We start from the raw sequence: 18,743 nt of genomic DNA, 5'->3' as shown, positions 1-18,743 counted from the left end.
CATACGTATAACTGTTTGGAAAATAAGATTTTAGATAGCCTTTAATAATACTTTGATAGTAATATTTGAAACATTTCATGCCTGATATATGATAATAAATCACAATTGCCATGATTTCTGAACAAGACATTTTTTCTTGTGGTACAACTTGTCCTTGACTTAATTGATACTGTTCAAATTTTTTAGCAAAGTCATCACAAGTAATGTAAATTTCTATTAGTTTTGTTGTGTTCAATATTAAGTACATAGTATTCTTTGATTAGTGTAATTTTCAAATATACTATATTTATTAATATTGAACATTTTTTATCATAAAAAATTGACTTTTAAACAATTACCTCAATAACTCACGTTATCATACAAAGCAATATACTCTGGCACCATTTCTTTGGCAAGTTCCTGCTCGTAAAAGCTAATGACAAAATCCCTTTCAATGGTAGAAGTACCACTATCTTGCTTAGAGATGATGGCAAAAAGTTGTGTTAAGGCTTTAAGTATCTCTTCACTCATAGAGATTTAGTGTATAAAAACGCTCTGAGGAAATTATTTATCCAGTCCCAGATGATTTTTTTTATATTAACTAATTTAGAAAAATTAATAGTAAGTAAGGGATTTTAATTTGAACACTATGTACTTAGGAGTTAAGCAAATAGCTAAGCTAACATTATAAAAATTAACAACAATATAAGCACAAGTAACATTAAGTACAAGTAGCAAATATTGTTCTAAATTTGTTCAGAATATGAAAAACACAAAAAATGCCTTATTTTGTCTTAGTTTACTAACAAGTTAAGGCATTTTCATATCAATACGTTTTAAAGTCAAAAGGTATATCTACTAATTCGGAAAACTCCTCGCCAGCCTCTTCCATGTCTTCATCATCTTCATGATAAAACCAAGTAACTGATGCTCCTTCTATGGTTTCTAATTTAGAAAGAATATCAAGAATCAGCTTAGAAGAAGCCGTGTTGAAATACTCTAACTTAAACATAAAGTTGGTTTTTGGATTCTCCTGACCTTCATATTTCTCGAGCCAATTTAGAATCGGCTCGTAAAACTCTGCTGCATCCTCTGGAAGAGAACGACCAGAAATCTCAAAAGCGTTGTTTGCTTTGTCTAAGACTATTTTTGGAGTATCCTCTGTGCCGTCGAGATAGATTGCTTCTAACATTTTTTTATCAAGTATATGTTAAGTTTCAGTTTATTCTATATTTAGGTTTTTTTCAAAATTTTTACTTATAGTTTACATTTATTCTTTTGTGCTTCTCGAGACTTTTGTACTTAAAGAAAAAAATGTAATTTTTTCATTAATGGGTTCGAAACTAAAACCAAGTTTGTTTCCTGACTTTCTTGCCATATCAATTAGTCCAAGACCAGCCCCGCCTTTCTCAGTCAGTCCACCTGGTCTTTTTATAATGCTTTTGTAGAGTTCTTTCAAACCTTCTTTGTCCAGTTGATTAATACTTTGCAACTTTGCAAATAGCCCATCTACTTCTTCATTCAAGATAGCATTCCCTGAGGTAATTACGTATTCGTCTTGATGTTTACCTATCATAAAGATAGCACTATTTTTCCCATAAGTGTCTGTTTCATAGCTAAAAGCGTGTTTAGAAACATTCTGTAAACACTCTACCATGATATTAAATACTTTCCGCTTAACAGCGGCTTCCTCGCCAAAAGAGTCCATGTTGCGCTCAGCCATTGCTAGTACTGATTTGGTAATTTCTTGGGTAAATTCTCCTTCATAAACCAAAATCAGGTTTTGATTCAACATGGTTTTATGCAAGTCATAAATATACTTCATAGATTAGCTCAATGGGTCTATTGACAAAAGTAATGCCTCACTATTTTATAGCCTTTTCCAAGGGACTACTGAAAATTTGGGCTTAATATAGAAAACTTTTTTTGATAATAAAAAACTAAGTCTAAACTAAATTTAAAACTTGACTCCGATTAACAGTATATCATCTGTTTGTTTTCGGTTTCCTTTCCAATTTTCAAAAGATTCATCTATTTTTCGGTGCATCTCGTCCATATCTATTCCTTGATGCTCCATAATGACTTCTCTCAACTTTCTTGGAGAATATTTCATAAGGTTATCTCCCATGCCTCCAAATTGGTCGGGCAAGCCATCTGAGAACAAATATAGTTGGTCTCCTTTATTATATCCTAATTTTGTGGTAGTAAAATTTGTTCTTTTTTTATGCTGCCCTCCACCGATAGGGAATCTATCTCCTTTTATTTCTACTAATTCTGTGTTTTGTACTAAATAAAGAGGTCTATGCGCTCCCGCGTATTCAAATTCTTTTTTCTTGAGATTTATCTTGCAAAGTCCTATGTCCATGCCGTCGCGAGTAGAAGAGTCCATATCTTCCTGCCTCAATGTCTTAGTTACTCCTTGGTCTAAGAGGTCTAAAACTTCTCCTGCACTTACATCCTCATGCTTACTTACGATGTCATTCAAAATAAAATAGCCTATCAAAGAAATCAGCGCACCTGGTACCCCATGCCCTGTACAATCTACAGCCGCAATATACAAGATATTTTCTCCCTGATGTGCAAACCAAGGAAAATCTCCACTTACTACATCGCGAGGCTTATAATAAATAAAGGAGTTGGGCAAAAACTGTTGTATATGCTTGGTTTCTGGAATAATGGCACTCTGGATACGCTTAGAATAATTGATACTTTCGGTAATTTTTTTATTTACAGACAAAATCTCTAATTCTGCTTCTTTGCGTTCAGTAATATCATTGGAAACTATCAAGATAGACTCTAATTCCTTTTTCTCATTGTATTCTGGAATGGCATTGACTTGCATGGTGCGTTCTCCATAAATAGAGGGAAAAGCCATTTCCATTTTCGTCTTTGACTTAGTTTCGCTCACTTGTTTGATAATTTGCGTCCAATTATCTAAAATTTGAGGATTCAAGTCTGTTTCATAAATTGTTTTTCCTACAAAACCCTCAGGAACTAAACCCGTCAAATTCCTAATGACAGGATTAATGTAGAATACTGTACCTTCTAAGTTTAATCTTGTAATAAGGTCAGGAGAGTTTTCTGACAAAGATTGCATTTGCCCTCGCATACGTGCTTCTCTCTCGGCACGCCTTCGTTCTGTGATGTCCCTCGAGTTAATCACAATTCCACCAATAGCGGGGTCAGAGAGTAGGTTGTTACCAGTAGCTTCCAGCCAGATAGTATCTCCATTCTTTTTCTTGTATTCAAACTGTACTGTTACTTGTTGCTCAGGGAATTCTAATAACTGACTGAACATATTTTGGTACAAGTCTGCACTATTGGGGTGGACATGGACAATATCGTTTACTCCTATCATTTCCTCAGGAGTATAGCCCAAGATAGGTGTTACAGAAGGGCTAATGTACCTTACTTTGCCATCACTTTCATAAATAGTAATTACTTCCGAAGCATTTTCAAGGAGTACCTGCATAGTTTTTTGGGTACGCTTTACCTCCATAATTTGGTCTTCCAAGCGTGCGTTGGTGCGGCGTAATTCCTCTTGAGTGGCTTCCATTTCCTCTGCATTTTGGCGAAGTACCTCTTGCTGAAGTTGGAGTTCTTCGCTCATTTGCTGAGATTCTTGCAAAAGCATAATGGTACGCTCATTAACTTTAATATTGGAAATAGTACGAGCAATACTTACACTAATTTCTTCTACAAATTTGATTTGCACTGGATTAAATTTCTCAAATCCTGCCAACTCTACTACTCCATGTACTATATCGTCTATGATGAGAGGTACTATCAGTAGGCATTTGGGTTTCCTATCCCCAAGCAGACCAGAGGTAATAGTTACGTAATCGTCTGGGATTTCTGTTCTCAAGATAGTATCTTCTTCTATCGCTGCTTGCCCTATCAGTCCCTCCGCAAACCTGAACGATGCTTTGAGGTACTTCTTTTTGCTATACGCATAGCTTGCTTGAAGTTCTATGATTTTTTCGCCATCTTGCTCATTGACGATGTACAATGCTCCTTGCACGGCTTTGACTGTTTCTGTAATGTAAGCAATGACTGCGTCAGCTAATTCATCTATTCTATTATGTGAGCGAAGGATTTGCCCTATCTCAGCTACTCCTGATATTATCCAATTCCTTTCATCATCTTTTTTCTCAGCTAATTGAATGCTATCTCGCATGGTTATCAGTGCATTGCCAAGCGTATCATTCTCACTCATCGGCTTGAAGTCTGCATCATAATCTCCTTCACCTATCCTATGAGCAAAATTAGCAGTTCTTCGCAAGGCAGCAACTAAACCAGCCGTAGCTACTGCCATTTCCCCAATCTCATCATTACTTTCTTTTTTGACAGCCTCAGGTAGAATCCCCATAGCTACTACATTGAGAGTGTTCCTCAAAGAGATAAGTGGCTGAGTGAGGAACTTAGAGAATAGGTAGGAAACAGTAAATGAAATAATGATAATAAAACAGCCAGACAGGACAAAAGCAATGACTAAGTAGTTCAAGTCTTGGTTGATTTCATCTTCGTCAATCTTGACTACAAGTCCCCAACCTACTGTAGGCAAATATGTCCAGTTAGAAAGAGTAACTTTATCTCTGTAATCTTTGGCAAATCCGTAACCCGTCATCTTTTTTACTGCTTTTTCTAAGGCTTCTGAGTTCTTATCTTGGGTTAAGACACTGTAAGTCAGCAGAGAATACTCTGAATTACGCGGTTTGTTGATAAATTCTATTTTATTTCCCGAAAGGCGTGCTAATATCATTTCGCCTGTTTGTCGTAGTCCCGTAGTTTCATTGACAATATCGTAGATTTTGTCCATGTTAAGCTCTGTAACTACATAGCCAATGAGTTGATTATCATTAGAATAAATGGGAGCAGAAACCGTCATATAGGCTCTATCTTTGGTATTAGCATATAGGTTCAGACTTCCAAAGTAGATACCTTCGCTGGCATGAATCCTAATTTGTTCGTAGTCAGCAAAAATTTCTCCTTCTAAAATATCAGTTTGGTTCTTATTGGTGCGGTAGATAACTTTGCCTTCTCTGTCTATAAGTAGAATATTTTTATACTGATAGATTTCTTGTATAGGATATAAGTATGCGTCTAATTTTCTGGCAACAGAAAGGTATATGCTATCAGCTAAGCGAGAGCGGTTAGCTAACTCCAAACTTTCTATTACTCGCCCACTCTCGCGGACAAGGTCGATATTATATTCTACTTGTTGGAAAATAGCTTCCAACTGGCTGGCTTTCAAGCTACTCATTACTTTAAGGCTTTCCCAATACCTTTCCTCTATAGAATCTTTACTTAGGCGATAAGAAAGGAAACTGATAGCAAAAACAGACAATAGCACTACTGCGAGTAGAAGTGCGGTAATCTTACTGCCTATTTTGATTTCGTTAAACATATTTGTAACCTCAGTCTGTAATTATTTAATTGTCCTTTTATAATAGAGGCTATATAAAGTTAGCCTGTTTTATTGAAAGTTTAAAGTTAAATACTTGTTTTTCAAAATAAAATAGGCATTTTAATTAAAAACTTACCTCTATCATATTTTCTAAAAACCCACATAAGGCTTCAGATGCTATATCCTAATTCCTACTACGGTAATATCGTCTCTCTGCTCCTCATTTTTCATGTGGTCTTTCAATGCCTCCTCGAGCATAGATTTTTGCACGTTGGCATTCAGTGTAGCAATTCTTTCTATAATTTCTTGAAAACGTTTGGTAGAGAACTTTTCTCTGTGTTCATTGTGCTGGTCGACCAAACCGTCAGTTGTCAAGTAGATAATATCCCCTTTTTTAAGTAGAATTTCGTGATTTTTAAACTCTTTTTCTTTCCTGTGCATGCCCCCAATAGAATGGCGGTCGCCATAGACCACTTCTAAGTCAGATGTTACCTGCGAATAGTAGAACAAGGGACGCCTCGCCCCCGCAAAAGTAACTTTGGTAAAATCTTCATCTACTCTTTCTACTCTGCACAGGCAGATATCCATGCCATCATCATTGAGTTTGTCATATTGCTTGAGTGCCTCTCTTACTCTGACGTCTAATTGGGTTAGTACGCTAGCAGGGTCATAGATGCGTTTGATATTGACCAGTTCCCCAAGCAAGTGATTGGCAACCATTGACATAAACCCACCCGGAACCCCATGCCCCGTGCAATCTACTACCGCAAGGAATATCTCATCTGAAAAATTGGTAGGTTTAGCATTGGCATCTACTTCGGCATTAGCGATGGAGGCTGGCACGTAATCTAACCAGAAGAAATCTCCTGAAACAATGTCTTTGGGTTGATAGATAATAAAATGCTCGCTGAATAACTCATCTAACTGTTTGTCGTCAGGAAGTATGGCTTCTTGAATAGTTTGAGCATAGCGAATACTATCAGTAATATCTGTATTCTTGCGGCGAATGACCTCGTATGCTTTACTGTTAGAGAGTGCCACAGATACATAGGCGGCTAAAGTTTCTACTATTCTTACGTCTATTTCCGAATAAGTATTTTTATTGGGGTGTTGTACTGTAATTACACCTACAGAACGATTTTCATTTACCAAAGGTACATAAAGTAAAGATTGGGGCTGGTTGGCATTGAGATAGTAAGAAGATAAGTTAAGGTATTTTTTGTACTCACTTGCTACATCACCTATAATTACTTCTTTTTGATTTTTTACAGCCCAAGCCGCAAAACTTCTGCTATCACTCATATCTTCTGAATGGTACAGTTGGTCTGTCCCTTGGAAATCCATAAACTCTATTTTCTGCTCCTCCTCGTTATATACACCTACACCAAAAACAGAAGCATTTACCAAAGAAGGTAAGTAAGAGTTTACTGTGCTGACCAGATTTTTAAAATCCAGAGTAGCTGTGATTCTTTGACCTATGTCGCTGATAGTTTTAATATTATTGTAGGAATGTTCTATCTCGTCTTTTTGTTTCTTGATTTCTTCTTGTTGTTTTTTTAATCTCTTTCCTAAGCGGTAGAGGAATATGGCAGAAGTAATTGAAACTAAGGCAAGTACAATAGAAATGATAAGTTCGTATTTTAGCCATTTGATTTCTTCTTCTTCTTTTTGGATTAACTCATCTTTTTCCAAAATAGTCATCTTGAGTTTGTCTAAGAGTATTTTAGATTTCTCTTGGGCAATTTCATATTCTAAGTCATTGGCTATCAGTGCGGTTTCTAATGTATGCAAGTATTTTTTCAAGTTTACTCTTTGCTGTGGAGTGATATTAGTTTCTTGTGATAAGCGATTACTTACCTTTTCTATCTCATCTCTGATGTACACACTTTTCTCTGACAAAAGTTGCTTGCGAAGCTCTAACTCATTGACTATCTGGTTAAAATCTCTTTGATAGTCTATAATCATGGTATCCAAAGTTTCTCTGCGTGGCATCACAGGCGTAGGGTTATCAGAATCACTCTTAATCACTATGAATACATAGTTCCCTTCATTATCAAAATCAAACTTGGTAATATTATAACCATAGACGACAAACCTACTTACATCAACTTCATTTACGTCCATTTGAAACTTCCCTTCCTCATCAGTTTGATATTCCTTGCCCTCAACTACAAATTTTAGCCCTTTAGCTGGTGAGTAATCATCATAGTAAGCTGTTACGCTAATCGCATCATCATTTGTAGTTGTTTCTTTCTTAGTTTTTGCATTATTCTCATTTTGTTTAGTTTCTGATATTGCTTTTTTCTTAGGTAATTTGATATAAACAAAATCATATTCATCAAAGACTTGCATGTCATCTGAGTCTAATTCCATGCTGTTGACCTTAACTTTTGTCTGTCTGCTTACAGGAAAATCCTCTGGGAGATTGAGAGAAAAGAAACCGCGAGCATCTGTAATAGCAGGCGATTTTTCATTTACGTTCCCAATCACCACCTTTGCCCCTCTCACAGGATTGGCATTATCGCTTACTTGTCCTTGAAAGTACCTCGTGGAGGTTTGCATGGTGATAAACAACTGTCCTTTATCTTGTTTATAGCTATATTCTTTGACCCTATAATGCTTTTTTAATACTACTACTTCATCAGGATTATTGATTTTTTTCGATAATGTGATTTTAAACTGTCCCAGCTTATTAGTAGTTACAAAAGCACTACCGTCCACTGATACTTTAGCATCAGTAATGGTATTACCTTTTTCATCTGTAAGTTTACCTATCAGCGTGAACTCCTGAGCCAAAAGTTGGGAATAGCAAATAGAAAAAAAGAATAAAAAATATAGCTGAATTTTCTTCATATATGAAAATTTAAAAAAGCTAAATGCTTCTATTGAGTTTGATGTGCTAAATATAGATTTTTAAATAGAATTTTAAAATGATACTGCACAAAAATTTTAACACAAAAATAAATCTTTCTTTGAGAAAACTTTTGAAAACAGCAAATAACTCCTTTGCAATAAAAGAGTTAAACAAGTAAGAGGGGAAGTTTGAAATCTGAAACTAATTGTTTTTAGATGGAAAGTCTGCTAAGATACTACTCCAATCATAAACTTTCCAAAAATCTTTGTAATCTTTTCTCAATTTAATCATTCTTGGCTTGGCATCAGCATTGCACCTGACCAACACCCGATGTATCTCATTGCCTTCTTTGTACGCCGTGGGGGGATTACGGACAAAATCAAAAGTAATCTCACCACTCAACGAAGCAGATTCTCTGTCTGACTGACTTGCTGATATATACGCATGAAAGAAATAAGGCTTCTGTTTTAATAAATCATTAATGAAGTTTAAGTCTGTACTGCGAGGCTGAAATCCATTATAGCTATTGCCTTGTACTAAGAACTCTCTATCTACGGTGATAGTAAGTAATTTAGTCCCAAGATGATTATTTTTTGCATATACTATTAAGGCTACTAAAAAGCAAGCCGCACCTCCGTTAGGAGATTGTGCTAATTGGTCTCTTAAATCAAGAAATTCATCTACGCTTTGAGGTAGTTGCTTGATAGTAATGGAGGCAAACTCTACAGATTGAGCATTGATTTTATATCCAACACAGAACAAAATCAATACCGAAACAGTAAAAATTTGTAATTGCTGTTTCATGGTATTTGGATTTAGTAATTACTAAGTAAACTCACTGAATGTTGAATGTGTATGTATGCTTCTTTAATTTATGCAATTTCTTAAAAAATAAATACAATTTCCTAAAAAATTGTATTTATTTTAACTAAAAAACTCCTATATTATTTTTTGTTGTATTTGTCTTGTTCGGTGCGGAAAATACCAGTAAAAGTTTCCCCCATTTTTACCGTAAAAAGGTCTGCTATTCCAAGTAGCACTTTGGACATCTCGATGCTTTCCATTACGTCTTTTTTGAAGTTTTCAGGCAGTTTTTCTTGTTTTTGCCCGATTTGCTTAAATGGGTTTTGCTTCATAAACTACATCTGTTTACTGATATGGATTACTTTTTCTTTGGCTCTTTTAAGTCGCATCTTCACTGCACTTTCTGAAATATCCAAAGCATCTACAATGTCTTTAATAGAAAGGTCATCTTGGTATTTCATCAACAATATGGCTTTTTCCTCAGGCGAAATCTGTTCTAAAATTAGTTCCAGTTTATCTACTGAAATTGCAAAAAGTTCGTCATCGCTTTCTTCTTCTTCTATAGTATCGTTATCATCTTCTAAACGTATAAAGTGCTGTTTTTGTTGTTTTCTCAGGAAATCTATACAAAAGTTGTACGTAATTCTATACACCCAAGTTGAAAAAGAAGATTGAAATTTAAACTTTTTAATAGTAATGAAAATTTTTACAAAAATATCGTGCGTTAAATCTTGGGCTAATTGCTTATCTTTTACAAAAGAAATACATTTATAATAAATTTTATCTGCATATTTATCGTATAAAAGAGAGAAAGCCGAAGTATCATTCGAGTGAATTAGCCTTTTAATGATTTCTTCTTCTGTCATATTATACGGTTATACGTGTCCCTTTGAGAAATTATTTCTAATGTTTTGGTATTGAATTTGCAATTTTAGTAATTTTCAATCAGATTTGTTTTGTTTTTACCCCAAAAATAGATTATTAATTCACCGTATGCAAATACAAATAATTTTGGGATATTTAGCAATCAAACAAAATGGAACAAATTGTGAACTGGTCAGAGTTATTTCTAAATTCTTTTCAACATTTGCTCTCCGAACTCTTAGGTGCCGTACCAAAGATTTTGGGGGCTATTTTATTGCTCATTTTAGGAATTATCATTGCACGTTTGATTGCAGTTATCATCATTAAAACTCTTAGAATCACACGCTTTGACGAGTGGATGCACAAACTCAAAGTTCACGATTTATTTGAAAAAGCTCAGATTAAGACTTCTGTCGCTGAGATTATTGCACGCTTTGCCTATTGGGTAGTCCTCTTGATATTTTTGGTGGGTATCTCCGAAACTTTGGGCTGGAGTGCCGTTTCTCAAAAAATCTCCCTGTTTATCAATTTCTTACCTAAAGTTTTTATTAGTCTTATTATTTTGATAATAGGATTATACATTGCGAGTTTGGTCAGACAGACTATTATAGCGGCATTCCTCTCTTTTGGACTTTCTTTTGGCAAGTTGGTGAGCAGTGCTTTTTTTTATTTTTTATTGCTTTTCGTAGTAGTGATAGCCTTGGAGCAGTTGGATATAGACACTACGATTATTACTTCCAATGTACTAATCATCATAGGTGGTGCCGTTTTAGCGTTTGCTATTTCTTATGGTTTTGCTTCCAAAGATATTCTCAACAATTTTTTAGCTTCTCTGTATAGCAAAAATAACTTCCAAATTGGTCAAAAAATTATTTTAGAAGACGGTGCTGTAGGCGAAATCGTCAAAATGGACAATATTTCGGTAACGCTTAAAACAGAGGAAGGCAAACTCATCTTGCCAATTAAAACGCTTATTAATGAAAAAATCAGGATTATAGAGCCTGCACCCAATCCGCTTGGAGAGATATTGAGGAGAGTAGAGGAATAATTGAAAAAGGAAGAAGTATCAAATTTTGTAAAACTTGATACTTCTTCTTTTTATTGTTGTGCTTAATTGGTTTACTTATTACTTTACCCCTATCTCTTAGGTATAGTAGGTTTGATAGACTCTGCTAATTTAATCGCTTCGTAGAGATTCACTACTCCACCTGTTACAGAGAGGTCGCCAAAGTTTACCAAAGCATCTCCTTCCTCAGCGCCGGGTTTTTTCACTTTTAGGTTAGGCATTTTAATCGTGGATTTCAGGATAATATCTCTTACTTGGACGGCTGTCAGGTGCGGATAGTAAGAAAATAATACTGCCGCTATGCCTGCTGTTACGGGAGCCGCCATACTCGTACCATTCAAACTTTGATAAGTATTCTCTGGGGTAGTCGAGTAAATATCTACGCCCGGAGAGAATACGTCAACAGATTTTTTCCCGAAGTTAGAAAAATTGCCTACAGCATCTTCTCCACCTTTCCAAGAAAGTGCCCCTACCTCTATCCAATGCGTTGCATTTTTTCTTTCATTCAGGCTTTCTTTTCTGGGATAGTGTTCGCCTTCATCTATATTTTCACTGTCGTTTCCTGCCGCATGAATCAATAAAACTCCTTTCTGCTCAGCATATCTGATAGCCTCATCTACAATCTCTTTTTCTGGAGAAAAACTTTTCCCAAAGCTCATATTAATTACTTTTGCTCCATTATCTACTGCATAGCGAATCGCATTGGCTACGTCTTTGTCCCTTTCATCTCCATTAGGGATAGCTCTGATAGGCATAATACGTACATTTTCAGCTACACCTTCCATGCCTATTCCATTTCCACGCTTAGCGGCTACTATGCCTGCTACGTGTGTACCATGCTTAGCATCGGGTCCTTTGACATCATTATTGCCGTAAAATCTTTCTTTCTTATCTTCATAGTTATCCCCTACTATACTTCTTGGGTCAAAATCTATATTGAGGTTATAGTTTACCTGTTCGTCTATGTAATCTTTGTATTCCTTTAGCTTTGATTCATCGAGACTTCCAAAAATAGAATAACTTTGCATCAAGATATTCTTAGCACGCTCTATTTGTGCATCTTTGGTGGGAGTTTCTTCTAACATCTCCATAGTCAATTCTTCGGTATTCCAGTATGCTTCCAAAAGCTTTTTTGCATATTGAAAATTGACATAGAAAGTATTAACAGGTTCTTGCTGTGGCTTGTACTCTTCCCATTTCTTTTCATATATTTTTTTTGCTTTCAGGAAAATTTCATAATCTTTTTTATCAGCAGGGCTAATATCAGCCTCTTTTTTCCCCTCAAATTTATTTTTGAACTTTACATAGATTCTGGTAAACTCATAAGTATCCTGATTGACGTGTTTGCCGTCTTTCCCACCAATAAAGTTCCACCCGTGTACATCATCTATGTAGCCATTGCCGTCGTCATCTATGCCGTTATTGGGGATTTCTCTTGGGTTTTTCCAGATTTTATCTTTCAAGTCTTCATGTTCTATGTCCACTCCTGAATCTATGATAGCCACGATGACTGTTTGTGAAGGTTTGCCTTTGAGCAATTCTTGATAGGATTTTTCTGTGCTTACGCCATTGACTTTGTCTGTTTTTGGGTCTAAGTTAAACCAGTTTTTAGGTGGCTCTTCTGCACTCTGCGCCGCAACCCATGTAGTGGCACAAGCAAAGATGCCTGAGAAAATTAACCTTTTAAAATGCTTACTCATCATTCATTATAATTATGTAAATAAATAAAAAATACTTTGGATTTAATTAAAGTATTGTAAGTGAATACATTATAGTTTGATATTTTAAATTTTATGAAAAATAATGTAAATATCAATGTTTTACAATTTTAAGTCCATTTTGTTTAAGTGCATAGAAATTCTTACTCTCTATAACTTTTAATAAAACTTACCAAGTCGTTCATGTCTTGGGGGTTGATAGACTGCTCAAAACCTGTAGGCATAATGGAGGTATTAGAAGCAGAGAGTTTAGCAATCTCATTTCTTGGAATTACTGTTTCTTTGCCAGCCAAATCTTTCAAGGTGATAGCTGTAGCTGTTTCCGTACTAATAATGCCGTAAATCCTATCCCCATTTTGCTTAGTAACTGCCCAATATTCGTAGCCATCTGCGATAGAATTACTTGGAAGCAGTATTTCTAAAGCAATAGAAAGTGGTTGTCGATTGCGAAGCGTGCCTAAGTCAGGTCCGATATTTTTTCCTAACTTCCCACTGATTTGATGACACTGAGCGCAGTAGGTATTGTAAATTTTCAATCCATTGACCTCATTGCCTTTTTCATCAAAGGCATTTTTGTATTTTTCTAAGATTTCTACCTTATTTGATTCATTACTTGCTAATACGCTTCGTGCTTTTTTGCGAATACTTACATCATCATTGTTCATCAGGCGTACTTGGTTGTGCCAAGCAATCGCAGTAGTAGGGATTTGCTTTCTTTCTAAGGCAGTAAGTAAAAAGAAGGTACGTTCTCGGTTCTTCATAAATACTTCTATCGCCTCTTCTTTGACTTCAGGGGTAAAATTTCTCCATTCTTGCACCAAAAAACTGCATACTGTTGTGCCTTTGGTTTTGCTAAGAGCTTGCATAGCAATTTTTTGAATGTCTATAGGGCTTTGCGGATTGATGACTTGCTGTATTTGACTCATGTATTTCTCTGGCTGCATCAAAGCCAATAGACCAATGGCAAGGGCTTTCCTGCCTTCATCTGCATTTTTATCATTTAAAACTGCTAAGGCATTGGAAACAAAGGGATCGCAAGTATTGGCATCAGGTAAGCCTATGATTTCTAACAAATTCAAGATTGCTTTACCTAAATCAGTGGTTTTTACTATTCCTAAATTAGAAAGCAATAGTTTCTTTTCATTTTCAAAAATATTACTATTGCTAAAACTTGTATTTTTCCCATTTTCTGATTTTCTATATTTGTATGCTAAAGTTTTGCTCAAACCTTCCAGACTTGCCGCCTGCCACCAAGCATTTTCTTGAGCAGGGTTTTGCATTATTTTTTGCATTAACTGGCTAATTTTCTCTTGGTCATCTCCCAAACCTATCAAGGCACTGACATTGGCAAAAAGCAAAGCTTTCCCTTCTGAGGGTTGGTGAGTTAGATTCTTTACTGCAAAGTCAAAGACTTCTATTTCTGTGCCTTGTGCAGCGGAGAGCGCAGCGTAGTGTACCCACTTGTCCTCTATATCTTTTACTAAGAGTTCGTTGCGTACTTGCAAAGATTGCTCATCATTAAAAAAGCCAAGCGTGCAAAGGAGTTGGTAACGCACTTTAGGGGAAGGGTCATTTTTCAAATTATCTATGTCTAAAAGTTGGTAAACATAAGCCTTAGTAACACCTGCCCCTGCTTTTAGTTTTTTATTTAGCTCGTATTCCACAATTTTTATCGCATTTTCCCTTACTCCTGCATTTTCATTTTTCAATGCCCATTTCAATATCTCCTCCTCAAATACTTCCAGCCCTTCCAATGTCCAAAGTGCATGGACTACACTTTCTGCGGATTCATTTTTCTTGATGATTTCTTTGAGCAAGGGAACAGCCTCTACATTTTTTCTGTCCAACAAAAGTCTTTGAGCGGTACGCCTATACCAAATATTTGGACTTTTGAGCAACTCCACTAATTTTTTGTCATTTAGCTTTGTCAAAGGCTCAAACTTGGGCAAAGTTTTTGTATTTTTTGGAAAAACTCGATAAATCCTTCCCTTGTCAGTACCATTGTAGAGTTTATCGGACTTGCCCATGTCCTCAGCCATCCATTCAGGGTGTTCTACTATTTGTCGGTAATAATCAATAACATACAAAGCCCCATCAGGAGCAACATAAAAGTTTACGGGACGAAACCAAGCATCTTTGGAAGCTAAAAACTCCTTTTTTTCAAAGGCTCTACTTGCGATAAAACTTGTCCCATTGTTCTCGATAATATCAGCATGAACTAAATTATGCACAGGCTCGGCAATGAAAGTCATATTTTTGTACTTTTCAGGGAAAAGCCCGCCCAAATACCAAGTAACGCCACAGGAAGAGGTAACTACCCCTACATCGGTAAGCAGTTGGTGTTCTGGATTTTGCGTAATTGGATAGATTTCACAAGCATCGCCGTGGTCGGGCATAGACTGGGTAGCATCTGCCACCAAGAGTGTAGGATTCCTACGCAAATAGCGGTCTGCAATTACTTCATGAAACAGGTGATGTGCATTGCTGGTAAGGATATGATGCCCAAACTCATCAAAAGTTTGCCCAAACTGACTTTCTCCTGAGAGCATCTCCAAGTCGTAAGTATCTGGTTTAAAGCGTACATTGCGTCCATTTGCATTCTGAGGTAGTCGGGGTTCGGGTCTGTTAGGGAAATAAATTTCTGTCCCTTCATCTCCAAATTCCTCTTTGTAAATGATTGGGGTAATAGAACTTTCGTGAGCCATGTAAATCCAATTGTCCAAACCGAAGATAGGGTTGTTCAGGTTGTGCTGAGGATTGGAAAGCGCAAAGCCTGTTAATAGTATTTTTTTAATATCTGCTTTGTTGTCTCCATTGCTGTCTTCCAGATACCACACATGAGGCGGGTCAGTAACTATGACACCATTTTTCCAAGCCATGATGCCTGTGGGAAGCACTAAACTATCTGCAAAAATAGTGCTTTGGTCGGGGTAGCTATCACTATCGGTATCTATAAGCATTTTTACCTTACCTGTTCCGCTTTTTTCCAAAGGGTAGCCGTGCATTTCTACTACATACACTTTGCCGTTAGCATCTACCTCCATAGCTATAGGGTCAGCAATTAGAGGCTCTGCCGCAAAGAGTTCTATCTCAAAGTCTTCGGCAATTTCAAAGTCTGCCAATGCTTTTTGCAGTTCGGGAGAAAGCGGTCTTTTGGCTTGCTTTTGAGATTTATTTTCACAAGAAAATAAACAGATAACCAATAAGAAAAGAAATGTTGTAAACAAGAAACGCATAACTTTATTAGGGAAATGAAGTGATGAGTAAGTAAATGACTAATGAGTACTAAATTTCGGAAATTTACTTAACTATCAAATACTTTATGTGCTAAAATTTTGTTTCAAATCCCTAATAAAGTTCAATCAATTTTCTATTTCTCTCTAATATCGCTGGTTTTTATCGGTCAAGTAATCAAATTAATTTATTGTAGTTGTATTTTTGAGTTTGTAACATCTCTACTGCCCTACAAAGAAAATAGCATTGCCCAAAAGTAGCCTACCGTTCGCCCAAGAGCTTCTAAAAATTGGGTTGTCGACCAGATGCACGACTGTCCCTCTGCCAATCTCTGACACACCAAAGACAAGGGTATTTTTGAGTTTTTGCTTGGCTTTATAACCTGTAAAACCGTCTATGTAAGCATTTTCTTTTATCACACCTACATTCCAGCCACTTTTCAAGTACTCGAATCCCTCAGCGATTTGGCGCAGGGAATAATACTCTTTGTCATAACCGTAGCCAAGCGGGTGAGTATTGTCCATAGCAACTTTGAAAATACTTGTTGCGATGTAGTCGCTGAGTGCAGTGCGTTCTCTATCTCCATATTTGCGTAAGTACTCTTCTAAGTTCTTCTTTTCTTTCTCGTCTTTGGGCTGCTCTATTTTGGCTTTTTTAAGTTCAAAATTTTCATTATCAGCAAATTGAAAATTAGCTTCTTCTAATACTATTAGCCTACCGCCTTGCTGTACCCAAGAACGCAACTGGCTAATAAGCCCTGCATTGTAGCTTCCTGCGGGGAGTATCATCACGTCGAAGTCGCTTAAACGAATGTTATTCACAGTATTGGCATTAATGACATTGGCAGGATAGCCCAATTGTTGGTCAAAGAAATGCCAAAGTTCTCCAAAGGCATTAGTTTGTACCCCGTCACCCGTAAGCAGTGCAATGTTTGGTTTTTTCAAAAAACGCATACTGCTCGAGCCTATATCGAAACCTGCATTGGCAAAACCTGTGCTGGCATAGTCCAAAGGAAGGTTAAATTCGCTTGCTACCGAAGCAACAATGTTATCAAAATCTTTGACAAACTCGTTGTCAGTGCGGGTAATTGCCAAGGTACCTGCGTCGTATTTCTTATTTTGTAAAGAAAATTCCTTTTCTGCAAACCTTACTTTGATGCCTTTATTGAGCAATTTGACTAAAAACTGTAAGTCTTTAAAAGATTTCCACTTGGCAAGATAAGTGTAGGGTCTGTCTATGTTTGGGCGAGAGGTTTGGGAAACTACTCCTTTGAAAGGCTCTATTTCTATTTTTTGCGAGAGGGCAAATGCCTTTAATCCATAAGAGTAGGGAATAGCCCAAGCTGTAGCATCATACGTAACAGAATCAGAGAGGATAGTACGGGGATTAAATAATACTTTTACCAAAGTCGATTTAGGTTGGTAGGTGTTGATAATAATATCGTTTTTTTGCAAACTGATGTTTTCTTCTTTATTGGTAAAATAATTATATCCTGAAAGTTTGGCAGGAATGCCTTTGGCATAACCGTAGCGAATCTGCTGCTTGTCTAAGTAAGCCAATAATTCGCTTACCTTGTTAGTTTCATTATCCGCAGAAATAACAAAGGTTTTGTAAGTTCCCGTTGGATTGTTATTATTTATATCAAAATATTTTTTAAATTCCTGCACCACTTTTTCTCTATTTAACGCAGTTGCCTCTACTGTAGAAAGCCCGACTACATGGTGATGGTCTATGCGGTCTTTCAAAGTAAGGGTATCTCCATTTGCCATAATAATTCCCAAACCTGCTCTGCCTGAGCCACCCTGCTCGTAGGTCATGCCTATCGCTCCATGAAAAGTAGGCCAAGTATCTCCATAGCTTGGATAGAGCAAATCAAAAGTTTCTTTGGTAAAGTAGAGCCAGTTGTTTTGGTCGAAATACTTTGCATGATTTTTCCCAATAGTTACTTGAAAGTCTCTCTGCCAAGTAGTTACCTCTTTGTGATAAGGTTCTGCGGCAGGGGCAAAGTAATAAGGACTATTTACTCCCATTTCGTGGAAATCTGCATGAATATGGGGCATCCATTGCTGGTAAAGGGCAATGCGTTGTTGGGTTTCTTTTTGGGACTGCCATGCCCAATCTCTATTCAAGTCAAATAAGTAGTGATTAGGTCTTCCAGTAGGTGAAGGTTCATAATGCTCTCTGGCATAAGGAGATACATTGGGCTTTTCGCCTACTACTTGGTTGTACCAATTCACATATCGCTCCCTACCGTCAGGATTGATGCAAGGGTCTAAGATAACGACTGTATTTTGAAGCCATGCAGTAGCCTTGGGCGAGGTAAGTAGTTCGTAGGCTGTTTGCATTACTGCCTCAGAAGAAACCGACTCGTTTCCATGCACATTGTAACTAAGCCAAACAATAGCTTTAGCATCAGAAGCAGGCGAACCTTCCATTAAGCCTGTGATTTTAAGGTTATTGGTACGTATTTCTTCTAATCTACTCATATTCTCAGGAGAGGAGAGGATAGCCGTAGTCAGTGGGCGATGCTCGTAAGTTTCTCCGTATTGGCTGAATTTTACTCTATCTCTTGCCGAGCTTGCTAAATGCTCGAAATATGCCAAAATACGATGATGAGGGGTAAACCGACTTCCCAAAGGATACCCTAAAAACTGTTCAGGAGATTGGATAGATTGAGCGAAGGTTTGAGGAATACTTATGCAAAAGAATAAAATAAGCAATAAAGACTGTAACGAATGTTTCATATTACTTTCACTATTTGATGTAAATTTTTAAAAGCGGTAAAGTTCAAAAATTTTGTCGGCTTAGCTATTAAAA

12 protein-coding genes and 1 pseudogene are annotated in these 18,743 nt (G+C 36.7%); 1 reads left to right on the top strand and 12 read right to left on the bottom strand.

The window, feature by feature from the left end:
* The 9 genes and pseudogenes from BM141_RS22925 to BM141_RS10350 all read right to left on the bottom strand — a co-directional run.
* Window positions 1–247: pseudogene (locus BM141_RS22925) on the bottom strand (IS982 family transposase); the annotation flags it as partial.
* A 92-nt stretch (window positions 248–339) separates the two neighbouring features.
* Window positions 340–510: a hypothetical protein gene (locus tag BM141_RS22920; RefSeq protein WP_177217337.1), complete on the bottom strand. Its 171-nt coding sequence runs from the start codon at window positions 508–510 to the stop codon at window positions 340–342.
* A gap of 295 nt (window positions 511–805) precedes the next feature.
* The gene (locus tag BM141_RS10380; protein ID WP_091544927.1) at window positions 806–1,171 is read right to left on the bottom strand and encodes a DUF1987 domain-containing protein; all 366 of its coding nucleotides are present in this window, start codon (window positions 1,169–1,171) and stop codon (window positions 806–808) included.
* Between the two features lie 78 nt (window positions 1,172–1,249).
* Window positions 1,250–1,804, bottom strand: coding sequence for a SiaB family protein kinase (locus BM141_RS10375; RefSeq protein ID WP_091544925.1), 555 nt, complete (start codon window positions 1,802–1,804; stop codon window positions 1,250–1,252).
* Window positions 1,805–1,936: 132 nt separating this feature from the next.
* Window positions 1,937–5,386, bottom strand: a complete 3,450-nt coding sequence (locus tag BM141_RS10370; RefSeq protein ID WP_091544923.1) for a PAS domain S-box protein — start codon at window positions 5,384–5,386, stop codon at window positions 1,937–1,939.
* Window positions 5,387–5,563: 177 nt separating this feature from the next.
* On the bottom strand, window positions 5,564–8,239 hold the full coding sequence (locus BM141_RS10365) for a GAF domain-containing SpoIIE family protein phosphatase (RefSeq protein ID WP_091544921.1): 2,676 nt from the start codon (window positions 8,237–8,239) through the stop codon (window positions 5,564–5,566).
* Window positions 8,240–8,441: 202 nt separating this feature from the next.
* Window positions 8,442–9,044 (bottom strand): DUF6935 domain-containing protein, encoded by a 603-nt coding sequence (locus BM141_RS10360; RefSeq protein ID WP_091544919.1) that lies wholly within the window; start codon window positions 9,042–9,044, stop codon window positions 8,442–8,444.
* Between the two features lie 140 nt (window positions 9,045–9,184).
* Window positions 9,185–9,376: a hypothetical protein gene (locus tag BM141_RS10355; protein WP_091544917.1), complete on the bottom strand. Its 192-nt coding sequence runs from the start codon at window positions 9,374–9,376 to the stop codon at window positions 9,185–9,187.
* A 3-nt stretch (window positions 9,377–9,379) separates the two neighbouring features.
* Window positions 9,380–9,910, bottom strand: a complete 531-nt coding sequence (locus BM141_RS10350; RefSeq protein WP_091544915.1) for an RNA polymerase sigma factor — start codon at window positions 9,908–9,910, stop codon at window positions 9,380–9,382.
* Between the two features lie 170 nt (window positions 9,911–10,080).
* Here BM141_RS10350 and BM141_RS10345 point away from each other — a divergent pair, with 170 nt between their 5' ends.
* The gene (locus BM141_RS10345; protein WP_091544913.1) at window positions 10,081–10,956 is read left to right on the top strand and encodes a mechanosensitive ion channel family protein; all 876 of its coding nucleotides are present in this window, start codon (window positions 10,081–10,083) and stop codon (window positions 10,954–10,956) included.
* Between the two features lie 89 nt (window positions 10,957–11,045).
* Here the strand turns inward: BM141_RS10345 and BM141_RS10340 are convergent, their stop codons facing one another.
* From BM141_RS10340 to BM141_RS10330, 3 genes are all read right to left on the bottom strand, one after another.
* Window positions 11,046–12,677, bottom strand: a complete 1,632-nt coding sequence (locus BM141_RS10340) for a S8 family peptidase (RefSeq protein WP_221407665.1) — start codon at window positions 12,675–12,677, stop codon at window positions 11,046–11,048.
* A gap of 158 nt (window positions 12,678–12,835) precedes the next feature.
* Entirely contained in the window at window positions 12,836–15,919 is a 3,084-nt protein-coding gene (locus BM141_RS10335; RefSeq protein ID WP_221407664.1) for a PVC-type heme-binding CxxCH protein, read from the bottom strand.
* A gap of 228 nt (window positions 15,920–16,147) precedes the next feature.
* Window positions 16,148–18,670 carry a M14 family metallopeptidase gene (locus tag BM141_RS10330; RefSeq protein ID WP_091544909.1) on the bottom strand — a complete coding sequence of 841 codons (2,523 nt, stop codon included), beginning with the start codon at window positions 18,668–18,670 and terminating at the stop codon, window positions 16,148–16,150.
* Window positions 18,671–18,743 lie beyond the last annotated feature (73 nt).

This window comes from Thermoflexibacter ruber (genome assembly GCF_900113045.1).
Classification (GTDB): domain Bacteria; phylum Bacteroidota; class Bacteroidia; order Cytophagales; family Thermoflexibacteraceae; genus Thermoflexibacter; species Thermoflexibacter ruber.
Note: the sequence above shows the minus strand (reverse complement) of the source record. Positions and strands in the feature narration are given on the sequence as shown.